The 15141-nt window shown below is 56.4% G+C and carries 17 protein-coding genes; 6 read left to right on the top strand and 11 right to left on the bottom strand.

Annotation, left to right across the window (positions count from 1 at the left end; translation table 11 throughout):
• Window positions 1-2 precede the first annotated feature (2 nt).
• From QMG44_RS20860 to QMG44_RS20850, 3 genes are all read right to left on the bottom strand, one after another.
• On the bottom strand, window positions 3-1010 hold the full coding sequence (locus QMG44_RS20860) for an LLM class flavin-dependent oxidoreductase (protein ID WP_032679044.1): 1008 nt from the start codon (window positions 1008-1010) through the stop codon (window positions 3-5).
• An 89-nt stretch (window positions 1011-1099) separates the two neighbouring features.
• The gene (locus QMG44_RS20855) at window positions 1100-1978 is read right to left on the bottom strand and encodes a U32 family peptidase (RefSeq protein WP_086532065.1); all 879 of its coding nucleotides are present in this window, start codon (window positions 1976-1978) and stop codon (window positions 1100-1102) included.
• Between the two features lie 7 nt (window positions 1979-1985).
• Window positions 1986-2981, bottom strand: a complete 996-nt coding sequence (locus QMG44_RS20850) for a peptidase U32 family protein (RefSeq protein WP_020883543.1) — start codon at window positions 2979-2981, stop codon at window positions 1986-1988.
• A gap of 211 nt (window positions 2982-3192) precedes the next feature.
• Between QMG44_RS20850 and QMG44_RS20845 the strand changes: the two genes are divergently transcribed.
• Both QMG44_RS20845 and QMG44_RS20840 read left to right on the top strand, forming a co-directional pair.
• Window positions 3193-3717 carry an SCP2 domain-containing protein gene (locus QMG44_RS20845; RefSeq protein WP_032679042.1) on the top strand — a complete coding sequence of 175 codons (525 nt, stop codon included), beginning with the start codon at window positions 3193-3195 and terminating at the stop codon, window positions 3715-3717.
• Window positions 3711-4214 carry a GNAT family N-acetyltransferase gene (locus QMG44_RS20840; protein ID WP_020883545.1) on the top strand — a complete coding sequence of 168 codons (504 nt, stop codon included), beginning with the start codon at window positions 3711-3713 and terminating at the stop codon, window positions 4212-4214. Before QMG44_RS20845 ends, QMG44_RS20840 begins: the two co-directional genes overlap by 7 nt.
• On the opposite strand, the gene QMG44_RS20835 is transcribed toward QMG44_RS20840, so the two are convergent.
• Window positions 4201-4530: a GIY-YIG nuclease family protein gene (locus QMG44_RS20835; protein ID WP_123266833.1), complete on the bottom strand. Its 330-nt coding sequence runs from the start codon at window positions 4528-4530 to the stop codon at window positions 4201-4203. The two genes, QMG44_RS20840 and QMG44_RS20835, sit on opposite strands and share 14 nt — an antisense overlap.
• Window positions 4531-4544: 14 nt before the next feature.
• Between QMG44_RS20835 and QMG44_RS20830 the strand changes: the two genes are divergently transcribed.
• Window positions 4545-4979: a YhbP family protein gene (locus tag QMG44_RS20830; protein ID WP_020883546.1), complete on the top strand. Its 435-nt coding sequence runs from the start codon at window positions 4545-4547 to the stop codon at window positions 4977-4979.
• Here the strand turns inward: QMG44_RS20830 and QMG44_RS20825 are convergent.
• On the bottom strand, window positions 4959-5477 hold the full coding sequence (locus tag QMG44_RS20825) for a type 1 glutamine amidotransferase domain-containing protein (protein WP_014171767.1): 519 nt from the start codon (window positions 5475-5477) through the stop codon (window positions 4959-4961). The genes QMG44_RS20830 and QMG44_RS20825 overlap by 21 nt on opposite strands.
• Window positions 5478-5607: 130 nt before the next feature.
• Between QMG44_RS20825 and QMG44_RS20820 the strand changes: the two genes are divergently transcribed.
• Together QMG44_RS20820 and QMG44_RS20815 are read left to right on the top strand one after the other, a co-directional pair.
• A complete protein-coding gene (locus QMG44_RS20820; protein WP_086532067.1) occupies window positions 5608-6252 on the top strand; it encodes an NAD(P)H-binding protein in 645 nt (214 codons plus the stop codon).
• A 40-nt stretch (window positions 6253-6292) separates the two neighbouring features.
• Window positions 6293-7330 (top strand): permease, encoded by a 1038-nt coding sequence (locus tag QMG44_RS20815; protein WP_086532068.1) that lies wholly within the window; start codon window positions 6293-6295, stop codon window positions 7328-7330.
• A 51-nt stretch (window positions 7331-7381) separates the two neighbouring features.
• Here the strand turns inward: QMG44_RS20815 and dolP are convergent, their stop codons facing one another.
• From dolP to QMG44_RS20795, 4 genes are read right to left on the bottom strand one after another with little or no spacing between them, the layout of a single operon-like run.
• Window positions 7382-7957 (bottom strand): division/outer membrane stress-associated lipid-binding lipoprotein, encoded by a 576-nt coding sequence (dolP, locus tag QMG44_RS20810; protein WP_014171764.1) that lies wholly within the window; start codon window positions 7955-7957, stop codon window positions 7382-7384.
• A gap of 9 nt (window positions 7958-7966) precedes the next feature.
• On the bottom strand, window positions 7967-8557 hold the full coding sequence (gene diaA, locus QMG44_RS20805; protein WP_003861754.1) for a DnaA initiator-associating protein DiaA: 591 nt from the start codon (window positions 8555-8557) through the stop codon (window positions 7967-7969).
• 21 nt (window positions 8558-8578) lie between these two features.
• The gene (locus QMG44_RS20800) at window positions 8579-8974 is read right to left on the bottom strand and encodes a YraN family protein (protein ID WP_020883549.1); all 396 of its coding nucleotides are present in this window, start codon (window positions 8972-8974) and stop codon (window positions 8579-8581) included.
• Window positions 8932-11094: a penicillin-binding protein activator gene (locus QMG44_RS20795; protein ID WP_086532069.1), complete on the bottom strand. Its 2163-nt coding sequence runs from the start codon at window positions 11092-11094 to the stop codon at window positions 8932-8934. Before QMG44_RS20795 ends, QMG44_RS20800 begins: the two co-directional genes overlap by 43 nt.
• A gap of 62 nt (window positions 11095-11156) precedes the next feature.
• Between QMG44_RS20795 and rsmI the strand changes: the two genes are divergently transcribed.
• Window positions 11157-12017 carry a 16S rRNA (cytidine(1402)-2'-O)-methyltransferase gene (gene rsmI, locus QMG44_RS20790; protein WP_014171761.1) on the top strand — a complete coding sequence of 287 codons (861 nt, stop codon included), beginning with the start codon at window positions 11157-11159 and terminating at the stop codon, window positions 12015-12017.
• Window positions 12018-12053: 36 nt separating this feature from the next.
• Here rsmI and QMG44_RS20785 read toward each other — a convergent pair whose 3' ends face one another.
• Together QMG44_RS20785 and QMG44_RS20780 are read right to left on the bottom strand one after the other, a co-directional pair.
• Window positions 12054-13943, bottom strand: coding sequence for an enterotoxin (locus QMG44_RS20785; RefSeq protein ID WP_281853268.1), 1890 nt, complete (start codon window positions 13941-13943; stop codon window positions 12054-12056).
• A 16-nt stretch (window positions 13944-13959) separates the two neighbouring features.
• Complete coding sequence (locus QMG44_RS20780; RefSeq protein ID WP_232937753.1) at window positions 13960-15132, bottom strand: MalY/PatB family protein; 1173 nt, start codon at window positions 15130-15132, stop codon at window positions 13960-13962.
• Between the last annotated feature and the right edge of the window lie 9 nt (window positions 15133-15141).

The following is a 15141-nucleotide window of genomic DNA, read 5'->3' as shown; positions in this document are numbered from 1 at the left end:
CGCTAACCTGACACTTCCTCTTTCACCTGCATCGCCAGGTCAAACGAATGCAAGCGTGCCTGATGATCGAAAATCTGGCCGTTAACCATAATTTCATCCGCCTGTGTCTCACGCAGCACCGCCTCCAGCCCGTGACGCACTTTTGCCTTATCCCCCACCAGCGACATGCTCAGCGCCTGCTGAACGCCATACTGTTCGGATGCCGACCACAGCTGATGCATATTCTCCACCGGCGGCGGCAGCTGGCCGGTCTCACCGCGACGCAGCTTCACAAAAGCCTGTTGCATGGAGGTGAACAGGAATTCCGCATCGCGATTGCTGTCGGCGGCAACGATGTTAATGCACACCATCGCATACGGTTTTTCCAGACGCTCTGAAGGTTTGAAATTTGTGCGATAGAGATGAAGCGCCTGGTGGAGCATATCTGGCGCGAAGTGTGAGGCAAAGGCGAACGGCAGCCCCAGCTGCGCGGCAAGCTGCGCGCTGTACAGGCTTGAGCCCAACAGCCACACCGGGATCTTCTCACCGTAGCCTGGCACCGGGCGCACGTGCGGGTTAGGGTCACGCGCGTCAAACCAGTCCACCAGTTCAGCCACATCGCGCGGGAAGTTATCGATGTCGCCGCTCATATGGCGACGCAGGGCGCGCATGGTCGGCTGGTCGCTGCCCGGCGCACGGCCAAGACCCAGGTCGATACGGCCAGGATAGAGGGTATTCAGCGTACCAAACTGCTCGGCAATCACCAGCGGGGCGTGGTTTGGCAGCATCACGCCACCGGAGCCAAGGTGCAGCGTGGTGGTGTTCGCCGCCAGGTAACCAATCAGCACGGAGGTCGCCGCACTGGCGATACCAACCATATTGTGGTGCTCAGCCAGCCAGTAACGGTGATAACCACGTTTTTCTGCCAGGCGAGCGAGATCGAGAGAGTGGGTAAAGGCTTCTCGTGCTGAGGAGCCTTGAGGGATCGGCGCCAGGTCCAGCACCGAAAACGGAATGGTTTTATCAGTCATAACAGCTCACTTTGTCGACGGTGAATCTTTTAATAGTGCATTAAAATTTAATAACCGTTGTTAACAAAGTGAGCTTTTACATTTCTTCTTCAGCCCTGTAACACCAGCCCGGGGAGGCGTTTCCAGTAGCCGTTACAGTCGCTGCTAGCGGTTAACGGCAGCGGAGCGTCACCGTTTTCATTGGCGCGGAAGGCATCCAGCATGGCGAATACGCCCGTATCCACCGGTGACAGGCGCACCATGTCGACCAGACCGTTCATCGACGCCAGTTCATTGCCGAGGTTATACACATAGCCGCTCATGGTCTGGATACCGTTCAGGACGAACACCTGCTGATTTTCCTGCGACAGCATGCTGCGCCCGTTCGGGTACTTGATGCAGCAGGTTTCACACTCGTCTTTCGGGCGGTCTTCAGAGCGGGCGGTGAAGCAGCGGGCAGAATAGGCCAGCGGCAGATGACCATAGCTCAGCACTTCCACCTCAAACTGATTGCGAATGCCCAGCGTTTCGCACTGGTTGAGCAGGTTAGCCAGCCAGTCGCGCGAGAGTTCGACCGGCATGCACCAGCGCGTCATCCCCTGTTTAAGCAGCAGGCGCAGCGTCACGGCGTTATAGCAGTTCAGCGCATGGCCTGCGACAAACGGCAGCCTGCGTTCGGCGCACATGTTCACTACGCCCAGATCGCTGGCTTCCAGCAGGAATTCACCGTTCTCTACGTAGCGTTTGAGTTCACCCAGTTCGGAGGAGGCCTGGACGAGGGCGAGCGTTGAGAGCACCACCTGTTTACCGCTTCCGGCGAGGCTTTTCGCCATATCCAGCCAGTCGCCCACTTTGGTGGCGCGGCGTTTGCTGCATACCGCTTCACCGATGTAAATCACATCTGCGCTGCTGGTCGCGGCCTGGTGGTAAAAATCTTCCAGCGTCTCTTTTGGCCAGTAGTAGAGCACCGGCCCTAATGAATATTTCATGATTATCTCACTGCCATTTACGGTGATACGCGCCAAGCGTGGTTTGTGTACCCTCGGACATCGCACCGAGTGTCTCCATCCACGCCGGTTGCGGTGCGTAGTTCTGCGGGTCTGCCATGCAGCGATCGATAGCCTGGCGCCAGACTTTCGCCACCTGGCTTACGTACGCCGGGCTGCGCTGGCGGCCCTCAATTTTCACCGAGGCGATATTGGCGGCCAGCAGTTCTGGCAGCAGTTCCAGCGTATTAAGGCTGGTTGGCTCTTCCAGCGCGTGGTAACGCTCGCCGTCTACCAGATAGCGGCCTTTGCACAGCGTCGGGTAACCGGCATTTTCGCCGTCCTGATAGCGGTCAATCAGCACGTCGTTCAGGCGCGATTCCAGCCCCTGCGGCGTCTGTTGCCAGCGAACAAAGCGGGCGGGTGAGCAGGCCCCAACGGTATTGGGGGACTCGCCGGTTAAATAGGAGGAGAGATAGCAACGGCCTTCGGCCATGATACACAGGCTGCCAAAGGCAAAAACTTCCAGTGGTACTGGCGTGACGCGCGCGAGTTGCTTAACCTGATGAATAGAGAGCACGCGTGGCAGCACCACGCGGGCAACATCAAAGTGACGATGATAAAAACGCACCGCCTCTTCGTTAGTGGCAGATGCCTGAACGGAGACGTGACGCTCAATATGGGGATAGCGTTCTGCCGCATACTCAAGCATAGCGAGGTCGGCGAGGATCAGCGCATCGGCGCCCAGCTGTGCTGCCATATCCACCGCGCGTTGCCAACGGGCGTAGCCATCAGGATGGGCGAAGGTATTGATGGCGATATGCAGTTTGCGGCGGTGCTGGTGGACGAAGGTAACGGCTTCCTGAAGCTTTTTCTCCGTAAAGTTGAGGCCAGCAAAATGGCGGGCGTTGGTATCATCTTTCAGCCCGATATAGACCGCATCGGCCCCATTTTCGATGGCCGCCTTAAGCGCCGGAAGATTTCCGGCTGGGCAGAGCAGCTCCATAATTTATCCTGATGTAGTCGATCGCAAATTTGTTAACGAGCTGGGATTTTAATTAACCCATACGCGACAATTTTTGATTTAAGGCAGCTAATGGCGTATTGATGGCACCAATAATGAGGTATACCTGACGACAGTTTGTTGATTTACGCCGCTATGTTGTGCTTCGGATATGGCAAAATAGCAGGACTATAGCTATCAGGGAGTAAAGCTCGTGCTGGATAAACTGCGTTCACGTCTCGTACAATTTGGTCCATCAATGCTGAGCGTGCCGGTAAAACTGGCCCCGTTCGCGCTTAAACGCCAGGTGCTGGAGCAGGTGCTGAGCTGGCAATTCCGCCAGGCACTGCAGGACGGTGAGCTGGCGTTCCTGGAAGGGCGCTGGTTAAGCATTGACGTCCACGATATCGGGCTGCGCTGGTTTACCTCTGTTGAGAATGACCAACTGATCGTCCGTGAGTCCGCCGAGGCGGATGTGAGCTTTAGCGCCAGCGCCAGCGATCTGCTGATGATCGCCGCGCGTAAGCAGGATCCGGACACACTCTTCTTCCAGCGCCGACTGGTTATCGAAGGCGATACGGAACTTGGTCTGTACGTAAAGAATTTAATGGATGCCATTGAGCTGGAGCAGATGCCGAAAGCGCTGCGTGTGATGTTGATGCAAATGGCAGATTTCGTTGAGGCGGGGCTGAAAACCCCGCCGGAAAGTAAACACACTTCAGTAGGTGAGCCATGCTGATTCGAGTCGAAATTGGGATTGATGCACCGGGAATCGATGCGTTGTTACGCCGCTCTTTTGCGCGGGATGACGAAGCGCAACTGGTCCACGATCTCCGCGAAGACGGCCTGATTACGCTGGGGCTGGTTGCCACCGATGACGAAGGTCAGGTGGTGGGCTACGTTGCCTTCAGCCCGGTTACCGTTCAGGGCGAAGAGCTACAGTGGGTAGGAATGGCACCGCTGGCGGTTGATGAACACTATCGCGGCCAGGGGCTGGCGCGCCAGCTGGTTTACGAAGGGCTGGACTCGCTCAACGAATTTGGCTATGCCGCCGTGGTGACGCTGGGAGATGCTACGTTCTATGGCCGTTTAGGCTTCGAACCGGCAGCGCATTACGATCTCCGCTGCCGCTGGCCGGGAACGGAATCCGCCTTCCAGGTGCACCGTCTGGCGGATGACGCACTTAATGGCGTGAACGGTCTGGTTGAGTATCACGACCATTTCAATCGCTTTTAATCAGGCTCTCGCGAAGCGCCTCAAAGGAGCCGTCTCCGGTGACGAGGCGCTCTTTCTGACGCTTCGTCAGCTGCTTAATGCGGTATTCCATTCTGAGCGCCAGCGATTTGTCGCCAACGGGCGCCGAAAAGGCGAGCTGTAATTCCCCTTTCCCCCGCAGCGCTTTGGCACCTTTCCCCGTTTGATGTTGCAGAAAACGCCGCGCCACATCGGTAGTGATCCCGGTGTACAGGGCGTTATCGGCGGTACGAACAAGATAGAGAAACCAGCACACGGTAAACAGATTCAGTATGTTAAGGTGAACGCACCTTAGCATGAGAGAGAGCGAAAATGGAAACTCTGACCACCATTAACCGCTGGCTGGCAAAACAGCATGTCGTCACCTGGTGCGTGTATGACGAAGGTGAAATGTGGTGTGCAAACGCGTTTTATTACTACGATCCAGAGCGCGTCGCCTTTTATGTCCTGAGCGAGGATAAAACCCGTCATGCGCAAATGTCGGGTCCGCAGGCGAAGGTGGCGGGCACGGTGAACGGCCAGCCTAAAACGGTCGCGCTGATTCGGGGCCTGCAGTTTAAAGGGGAGATCCGCCGCCTGGACGGAGAAGAGAGCGACGCGCAGCGAAAACGCTACACGCGCCGCTTTCCGGTTGCCATTGCGCTAAAAGCTCCGGTGTGGGAAATCCGCCTTGATGAGCTGAAATTTACCGACAACACCCTGGGCTTTGGCACAAAGCTTCACTGGCTACGCGCCGAGCAGGCGTAGCGCTTCACGGTTAAACGCGGGCAGATCGTCCGGGGTCCTGCTGGTGATCAGCTGGTCTTTGTCGTTCACAACCTCCTGATCGTAAAACTCAGCCCCCGCATTTTTCAGATCGATAACGATCGGTTTTACGGCCGTGAGTTTACGCCCGCGCACGACATCTGCGCTGATGAGCAGCTGCGGACCGTGGCAGATGGCAAAGACCGGTTTGCCCGTCGAGACAAAGTCTCGCGTGAAGGTCACGAACCGTTCATCCCCGCGCAGGGAATCCGGTGAATGACCGCCGGGTAACAGCAGGGCATCGAAATCTGAAGGGCTGACGTTATCGATGGTTTCATCGATGGTCACGCTGGCTTCGCCCTTATGGCCTTTCACCGTTTTACCCGCCTCTTTCTCAATGGTGATGACCTCATGTCCTGCCTTGCGAAATGCCTCGGCTGGCGAGGTGAATTCTGAATCTTCAAACTCGTCGGTGATCAAGACTGCGATTTTCTTGCCCATGCTTCCTCCGTTGTTTTGGCTTCAGACAGATTTTTCTCCGCTTGTGGTAAATACTTATCTGTAACAGACTTCTAAGTGTGGTCGACGACGCTGAGTTCGCAAACGGACAATTCTGTAAAGGGGAGATGAAATGAGTCAGGTACTGATTACCGGCGCGACCGGGCTGGTGGGCGGACATCTGCTGCGGCTGCTGCTTCAGGAGCACCGGGTTAACTATATTGCCGCCCCGACACGTCGGCCTCTCGCGGATATCTCCGGCGTCTTTAACCCCCACGACCCGCAGCTTACCGATGCACTGGCGCAGGTGCAGGATCCTGTGAATATCGCCTTTTGCTGCCTCGGTACAACGCTGCGTGAAGCGGGCAGTAAAGAGGCGTTTGTGCATGCGGACTACACGCTGGTGGTCGATACGGCGCTGACGGCTAAAAAGCTGGGGGCAACACATTTTGTGGTGGTCAGTTCGCTCGGTGCCAATGCCGGGTCACCTTTTTTCTACAACAAGGTGAAGGGCAAAATGGAAGAGGCGCTGATTGCCCAGAAGTGGGAGCAACTGACCATTGTTCGCCCCTCCATGCTGCTCGGGCACCGGGATGAACGCCGTTTTAACGAATCGTTTTTCGCGCCTCTGTTCCGCATCCTGCCGGGTAACTGGAAATCCATTGAGGCAGCGGACGTGGCGCGTGCGATGCTAAAAGAAGGGCTCTCGCCATCGCAGGAGGGCGTGAATATCATCCCGTCGGCAAAACTGCGTGAAATCGCACAGGGCGAGGCGTAAACTCCCCCGGCTAATAACCTACTACTCTCCGGGGAATGCTATGACTGGTCAGTCTTCATCTCAGGCGGCTTCACCTGTTCAATGGTGGAAGCCCGCGCTCTTCTTTCTCGTGGTCATCATCGGCCTCTGGTATGTGAAATGGCAGCCGTACTACGGTAAAGCCTTCACGGCCGCCGAAACGCACACTATCGGAAAATCTATTCTCGCTCAGGCTGATTCCAGCCCGCTTCAGGCGGCGTGGGATTACGCCATGGTCTATTTCCTTGCCGTCTGGAAAGCCGCGGTACTGGGCGTCCTGCTGGGCTCGCTGATTCAGGTGCTTATCCCGCGTCACTGGCTGGTGAAAACCCTCGGTCAGCCCCGCTTTCAGGGTACGCTGCTGGGGACGATTTTCTCCCTGCCGGGCATGATGTGCTCGTGCTGTGCGGCGCCTGTGGCCGCCGGGATGCGTCGTCAGCGCGTCTCGATGGGCGGTGCGCTTGCTTTCTGGATGGGGAACCCGTTGTTAAACCCGGCGACGCTGGTGTTTATGGGCTTTGTGCTGGGCTGGCATTTCGCCTTTATTCGTCTGGTGGCCGGGCTGCTGACGGTGCTGGTCGTGGCGACCCTGGTGCAACATCTGGTGAAAGACAAAACCGTAGCGCCTGCATCAGTTGACGTGGATATCAGCGAACCGCAGGGCGGCTTCTTCGCGCGCTGGGGCAGGGCGCTGTGGCAACTTTTCTGGAGCACCATCCCGGTCTATATCCTGGCGGTTCTGGTGCTGGGCGCGGCGCGCGTCTGGCTGTTCCCGCATGCGGACGGGGCTATCGACAACACGCTGCTGTGGGTCGTTGCAATGGCCGTTGCCGGTTGCCTGTTCGTGATCCCAACGGCCGCTGAAATTCCCATTGTTCAGACCATGATGCTGGCCGGGATGGGCACCGCGCCTGCACTGGCGCTGCTGATTACCTTGCCTGCAATCAGCCTGCCGTCGCTTGTCATGTTGCGTAAGTCATTCCCGGCGAAAGCGCTGTGGCTGACCGCGGGGCTAGTGGCGTTGAGCGGAGTGATGGTAGGAAGTATTGCACTGGTATAAAAAAAGCCCGGTAGCGTTACCGCTTACCGGGCTTTCTGTCAGACGTTCTGGTTACTTGATGTAGGTGAAGGCGGTGGTGACGTGTTTCACGCCGCTCACCCGGCTGGCGATATCGGCCGCCGCTTTCCCTTCACGGTCGGTGACCAGACCCAGCAGGAACACTTCGCCGTTTTCCGTTGTCACTTTCACGTTTGAGGATTTCACCTGGTCCGAGCCCAGCAGCTGGGAGCGTACTTTGGTGGTTATCCAGGTATCAGACGACGCGGTACCCAGGCTGATTGGCTGCCCCTGACGGATTTCATTGAAGACTTCCGTGGTGCCCTCAACGCCCATTGCGATCTGTTTTGCGCGGCTGGAGAGTTCGGTATTCGGCGACTGGCCCGTCAGCAACACTTTGCCCTGATAGGCCGTGACGTTGATACGCGCTTCTTTCTTGATTTGTTCGTCTTTCGACAGCGCACTGTTGACGCGCAGCTCCAGCGTACCGTCATCGACCTGTGTCCCTACGGAACGCGGGTCGGTTGCCGCTTTAGTACCAACCGCGGCGGTACCCACGACAGCCGCAGCGATACATCCCTGAAGCAGTAATGCAGACATAAGGACTGCGAGGGTCGATAAAGCCTTCATAAGAACTCCTTAATCATCCTGGTGAGGGAAAAGCGTGTTATCGATCAAATCGCATAAGCAGTTCACCGTGAGCATATGCATCTCCTGAATGCGCGCGCTACGGTGAGAGGGAATGCGGATTTCCACATCCTGCGGCCCAAGCAAACCCGCCAGCTCACCACCGTCATAGCCTGTTAAGGCAACGATAGTCATGTCGCGGGTGACGGCGGCTTCAACGGCTTTGACAATGTCCCGGCTGTTGCCGCGCGTGGAGATTGCCAGCAGAACATCTCCGGCATGACCCAGGGCTCGCACCTGCTTTGCGTAAATCTCATCATGCAGACGATCGTTAGCAATCGCTGTTAAGACCACATTATCGGTATTAAGTGCAATGGCGGGTAAACTCGGTCGTTCTGTTTCAAAACGATTGATCATGCTGGCAGCAAAATGCTGTGCGTTGGCGGCTGAAGTGCCATTGCCACAACAGAGGATTTTGTTGCCGTTGAGCAGGGATTGCACCAGCGTCATGGCGGCACGAGAGATAGCGTCCGGAAGGGCTTCCGCCGCTGCAATCTGAGTCTGGATGCTTTCAGTGAAGCACACTTTAATTCTTTCGAGCACGTTATCCCTTTTAAATCTTAATTATGCGTCTTCGCCAAAAGCGTTTTTCAGCCATTCGATCGCATTGCCGGTGAAGGCTACCACATCGAACCGGCAATCCACAGTATCAAAACTCCCATTATGGCGGGCAAGCCACAAGTGGGCAGTCTGTAATAATTTATGTTGTTTGGCGAACGTCACGCTGGCGGCAGCGCCGCCAAAACGGGAAGACTGTCGGTAGCGAACCTCTACAAACACGATGACCTCACCGTCTTTCATGATGAGGTCGATTTCGCCGCCACGTCCGCGAACGTTAGCGGCGATAAAGTGCAGTCCTTTGCCTTCAAGCCAGCGACGCGCTTTTAATTCCCACGCGTCACCGGTCTCTTTACGGCTTAACTGGCCGGGACGATTTGCCCCTGCTGGTATTTGAGCCATGATAACTTCCTGTTAATCACACAATCCTGAGTGGCCGTCAGATCGCCGGTATTGCCGTTAAGCTCAAAGCCCGGCACCTGACGCATCTGGGTAAAGTGGTTCGCCAGCGCCCAGGCATCGACACCCATGGCATACAGACGTGCCAGAGAGTAGTCGTTGCGGACGGTGCTCAGCGCCTGCTGCATCAGTGCCGGGTTGCTGCCTGCGAGCATGGGAATCTCGCTGTACTGCAGGCCGTCCATCTCCAGACGGAAATCCGGGCCGGCGGTACCTTGCGCGCTGCGTGAACTGGCGTACAGCGTTGCGCCGCTCTGGCTACCGTTACGCATTGCAATCATCGGTTTGATGAAGGCGATTTCCTGCGGGGTGGCAACGATATACGCTGCATCCACTTTACCGCCACCGCTGATCTGCGCGTCGGTAGGTGGCGCAGGGATCGACAGACCGCCAATGGTCACACTCTGCTGCTGCGGCAGGCTTGCGCTGACCGGGCTGCCGTTGAGGGCAATGCCCGCTCCGCCATTGACGCCCGCGCGCAGTTCAGACGCGGAGCCGAATTTCTGCTGTAGCACAATGCCGCCGCCCAACTTCTGCCACTCATCGGCAAAAGCATTAGCAACGCGATCCCCCAGCGTACTGCGTGGGATGAGCAACAGCGGAGCCTGTTTACCCTGCTCGTGAATATGACGCGCCGCATCGCGGGCTTCATCTTCCGGCGACAGCGCGAAGTAGCAAATATTGGCACGGTTCTGAACCTGCTCTGGCTGGTTGAGTGCCAGCACGTTCAGCGTGGTATTGCTCTTCATCAACTCTTCGACATTGTTTTTCAGCAGCGGGCCGACAACGATGCTCGCACTATCCTGTTGAACCTGCGCCAGTACCTGGTCAAGCGGCTTCGAGCTGGTGTCGTAGATTTTCAGCTCAGCACCCGGGTTCGCGCTGGTGGTGGCCACCGACGGTGTTTGCGCGACAGGTTGTGCCGTTTGTTCTGCGGGCGGTGCAGGCTGAACGTTCTGCGGTTGAGGTTGTTCAGACGCGGTGTCAGCCGCAGGGGCTGCTTGAGTTTCAGCCGGCGCCGGCGTGGCAGGCGCTGGCGCCGCAGGCGTCGTAGGGGCCGTTACCGGGTTCTGCATCGTCCCCTGTGCCGGCGTCTGCGCGGTGGTCAGGTCACTGGTTTCAGCGGCGGAAGGGCTGACCACATCGTTCACGTTTGCCGCCTGTGCCGCCTGGGTCGGTACTGCGCTGCCCGTCACTGGCGTCGTGCCGTTTTTCGCGGCTTCAAAACCCTGTTGAATAGTGCGACCGAATACCGCCGCCTGACCGTTTAAAGGCAGAAGGAGTGCAATCTTGCTGGTCGAGGCCGGCTTAAAGTTCTGCACGTTTACCAGCTGCGTCGGCAGCATTTTCGCGCCCGGATTCTGCGGGTAGCGGGTCTGCCAGTCAGTGATACCAGCTTTCAGCATCTTCGGATCGTTGCGGTTGTTAAACCACATCTGCTGCAGATCCAGCCAGCCCTGCAGGACGTTTTCATCAGCATTGATCACCAGTGCACGCGCCTGTTCCTGCGTCATAGAGGCCAGCGCCTGCCACGTGGCATCGATATTTTTCTGCTTATCAGCACCGCCGAGCAAAGGCTCCTGGGCGATCAGCGCACGGAGCAGCGTCAGGGAAGGGCGGCCCTGTTCAGCGGTAATGCCCGCCTGCCAGAAGCGAGCCTGCTGATTTTTGTCCAGCGCGCTCACGTCGATATCCCCGAGTATCTTTTTCGCGGCATCATAATCTTTCAGCGCGACTTTCAGCTCGGCAGAGAGCAGGCTCTGCTCACGACGCTGAATATCATTCAGATCTTTTGGCAACTGGTTGAACAATTCGGCAGCCTGCTGGGTTTTACCCTCTTTCAGCAGTGCACGAATGGCGAGTAATTGCCAGTTGGTCTTGGTATCATTTGAGCTCTGCGACATTTGTTGCAGATAAAAGCCAGAGTCAGCCTGAGCAGAACCCTGCAAATGGGCGGTGCTCTGGTCGGGTGCCTGGGTGCCACAGCCTGCAAAGATCAGGGCTGCCAGCAGGAGCGGCACGCTGCGCGTGGCTTTTTTTCGAAGAAACGTTAACGGTACCATACTGTATCCAGTGATTTTTTTTACGCAATGCTCAATATTAAATCGGCAATACGGACGAAACAATGAAACAACACGAAACGGCAGATAATTCTCAAGGCCAGCTCTATATTGTACCTACTCCTATCGGGAATTTATCTGATATTACCCAACGTGCGCTTACCGTATTGCAGGCTGTTGATTTAATTGCCGCTGAAGATACCCGACACACAGGCTTACTGCTCCAGCACTTCGCCATTAGCGCGCGTTTGTTCGCGTTACACGATCACAATGAGCAACAAAAAGCCGAAACGCTGGTGGCGAAGCTGAAAGAGGGGCAGAACATTGCCCTGGTCTCCGATGCGGGTACGCCGCTGATTAACGACCCCGGCTACCATCTGGTGCGTACCTGCCGTGAAGCCGGGATCCGCGTGGTGCCGCTGCCTGGCCCATGTGCGGCTATCGCGGCGCTGAGCGCTGCGGGTCTGCCTTCCGACCGCTTCTGCTATGAAGGTTTCCTGCCTGCCAAATCCAAAGGCCGCCGCGACGTGTTAAAAGCGCTGGAAGCTGAACCGCGCACCCTGATTTTCTACGAATCTACGCATCGCCTGCTGGAAAGCCTGGAAGATATGGTGACCGTCTGGGGGGAAGCCCGCTACGTGGTGCTGGCACGCGAGCTGACCAAAACCTGGGAAACCATTCACGGCGCACCGGTAGGAGAACTGCTGGCGTGGGTGAAGGAAGACGAAAACCGCCGCAAGGGCGAGATGGTGCTGATTGTCGAAGGACATAAGGCGCAGGAGGACGCATTGCCTGCCGATGCGCTTCGTACACTTGCGCTGCTGCAGGCTGAACTGCCGCTCAAGAAAGCGGCTGCGCTGGCGGCAGAGATCCACGGCGTGAAGAAAAACGCACTGTATAAATATGCGCTGGAGCAGCAGGGGTAATATATCGGCCCGGCAATCACGCCGGGCCAGTTTATTTTACTTCGCGGGAATGGCCTCGTACACCAGCGTTTCCAGCGGCTGCAGCGTAATCACCACGGCCTTTTGATACTCTCCTGGTACGCTTGTGTTACTGCCGTACACGGCGTTCAGACTGAACTGCGTCATGCCCCCTGTCGGGATTTCAAAGTCTTTTGCCAAATCCAGATAATAGCTTTGCGGCTTATCTGACGGGTTTCGCAAGCCCAGAATGGCTTTGTCTTTGCTCCAGGAGGCCCAGCCGTAAACCTCAAGCGCCGTCGGGTCACCACCGATCCAATGCGTATCCACCAGCACGCTGGCGTTATTTCGCGCCCATTTTGCTGCCTGCGCCAGGGTGTCCCATTTCACCTTATTCAGCATTGATGGCGTGATATATAACTCCTGCAGTTGCGTCCCTGTGGCGAAGTAGCTCCAGACCTGATCGGCAAAATCGCTGTCCGTTTGCACCTTCTCCAGTCCGTGATAGGCATTTTCCGCGCTAACTATCCCGTGGTACATCAGCGAGTTCAGCGGGAACAGTGGGCCTTTACGCACAATAGAGCGGTATGTTTCAGCATCGCGGTAGGTCATCCACTGCTGTACCGGCGTGCCGGGGCCGTAAAGGTTGATGTCATCCCCCTGACGCCAGATGGAGTCGGCATAGAACAGCCAGGACGGGCTGGCGTCGGTACCGGTTGTCAGGTTGATAAACAGATTGGGGTTTGCGCTGCGCATGTTATGCAGCAGGGCGATAGACGCATCAAAATCGGACGCGAACTGGCTGCCAGTAATATGCGAGTTGGCGTTACCCATCCCGTCGAGCTTAAACGAGGTGATATGTTCGTTTTTAATCAGCTTGATGATCTGCTCATTGAAGTTTTTGAAGTAGCGCGGGCCCGAGAGAGCCAGCTTCCCGTCTACCGTTTCGAAGCCGTATTCTTTGGCGTGGGAGACGCGAATATCGCGCGGCTTATTATAACCTCCCCACGGTGAGAGCCACAGCCCGACGGAGCTGTGCAGACTGTCCGCTTTTTCCCTGACCTTACCAAAGCCGTGGCTGAAGGCCGGGCCAAACAGCCAGCGTCCGGTACGATCGTCCCAGCCATCGTCCAGCAGGAATGCATCCAGCGCCACGCCGCGTCCGGTGGTAAATTCTTTATTCCACTCATCCATCCGCCCCAGCACATCCTGTTCGGTGTAGGGGTTAAAGAAGCCGATATCCATCCAGCTGTTGTAGTGCAGATAGGGTTTGTACGCCCGTGGACGCACGGCGTCGATAAACTGGTTTACGCTACGGCGCAGCTGGCTGGTTTCCGGGAACGTGCCAAAGTAGGTGGTAAAGCTGACCGGCGCGTCAGGCTGAACCGGCGTTTTCAGCTCCACGTTCAGATTGGTCGTCGCTTCATAGGCATACGTATTAACGATTGGCTTATCCGGCAGGATAAAGAACGAATCAGCAATAATGGGCGAGCTGTTGATGGCGCCATCAACGTACGGTGCCTGAGACTGTTTTTTCGTCGGGAAGAAGGTGATTTTCGCCACCTCTCGCGGCTGGCTGACGGCCGCAATGGTGTAATCAATACTGGCGTATTTCCCCTTCACCAGATTCAGCTTCACCGTCACGTTAAAATCCGGACGGGTGAAATCAATGACAATCGCGTTGTCCTGTTTTTCTACATGCTTAATTGTAAAATCTGCGGTGTGAATTTTGGTCTCATCCGGCAGGGTCAGAAAGAACAGCTCCTGCGGCGTAAGCGGATGGTTAGCCGTTTTGTCTTTCACTACCACCGTTGAACTGGCGTCATCAAACGAGAGGGCAATGGAGTCATTATCGAGCGCGTATTGCGCTGCCGCCGCGCCATGAGAAACACACAAGGCAAGCATCGAGAGTGTGAGCACTTTTTTCATCAGGGTAAGATCCTTATTAGTAATGCTTCAGCATTCGGGTGATGGACTGCTCCAGCCAGTGGCGCTGGGTGCCGAAATTAATGCGCAGGTAGTGTTCGCCGTTTTGGACGTAGTGGCTGCCATCTTCGAGGACGACGCCAGCCTGATGGGCGAAATGTCGGGTCAATTCAGTGGCGCTACGTTCATCTGCGCTGACGTCAACCCAGGCCAGATACGATGATTCCGGGTTCATCATTTTCCAGGCCGGGAAGTGGGTCTGGATGGCCTCTGCCAGATAGCCAGCGTTACGGCGCAGATAGACGTTCAGCGCGTCGAGCCACGGCAAACCATGCTGGTAGGCAAGAATAATTCCCCATATCCCGAATATATTGGGTGAGGTGATGGCGTTCTTCTCAAGCTGGTGGCGAAAGCGCTGGCGCAGGGTGGCATCCGGAATGATGGCGTAGGAGGTTTTCAGGCCGCCAAGGTTGAACGCTTTATTCGGGGAGGTCAGCAGGATCAGATTGTCCTTCGCCGCGCAGCCGGATGCCAGACAGCTGACGAAATGACCGTCCAGAATATGTTCGGCGTGGACCTCATCAACCATCAGAAGGGTGCCGTAGCGTTGACAGAGGTCTGAAACCTGGCGTATCTCATCGGCGTGCCAGATCCTGCCGGAAGGGTTATGCGGCGAGCAGAAGAACCACAGTTTTGGACGGTATGTTCTGAGCTGTTCTTCCACCAGATTAAAATCAAGCTGGTAGCGATTTTCCCTCACGCTCAGTGGGTTTGCCAGTATCGCTACCCCCTGACGCTGGGCGGCCATGGCAAACGGATCGTACACCGGTGTGTTCATCATCACCGTGTCGCCAGGTTTACAAAACGCCTGAACCGTATAATGCAGCGTGGAGACAGTACCGTACGTCAGCGTGATCCACGATTCATCGACGTCAACATGATGTCGTTCGCGCTGGAAGGCGATAACCGCATCGTAAAATTCGTCAAAGCACCAGGTGTAGCCGAAGGTGCCATGCTCCACGATGCGCTGGAAACCTTCTGTCACGGCAGGTGGGGAGGTGAAATCCATATCGGCAATCCACAGCGGGATAAAACCTTCAGGCACATCACCAAAGCGCGAGCGGACAAAGGCGTGATCCCATTTTCGACACCGGTCGCTTTTACGCTCAATGATTTCGTCAAAATTAAACACCACAACCCC

This window comes from Enterobacter sp. 200527-13, from assembly GCF_027924865.1.
Taxonomy (GTDB): Bacteria; Pseudomonadota; Gammaproteobacteria; order Enterobacterales; family Enterobacteriaceae; genus Enterobacter; species Enterobacter ludwigii.
Note: the sequence above shows the minus strand (reverse complement) of the source record. Positions and strands in the feature narration are given on the sequence as shown.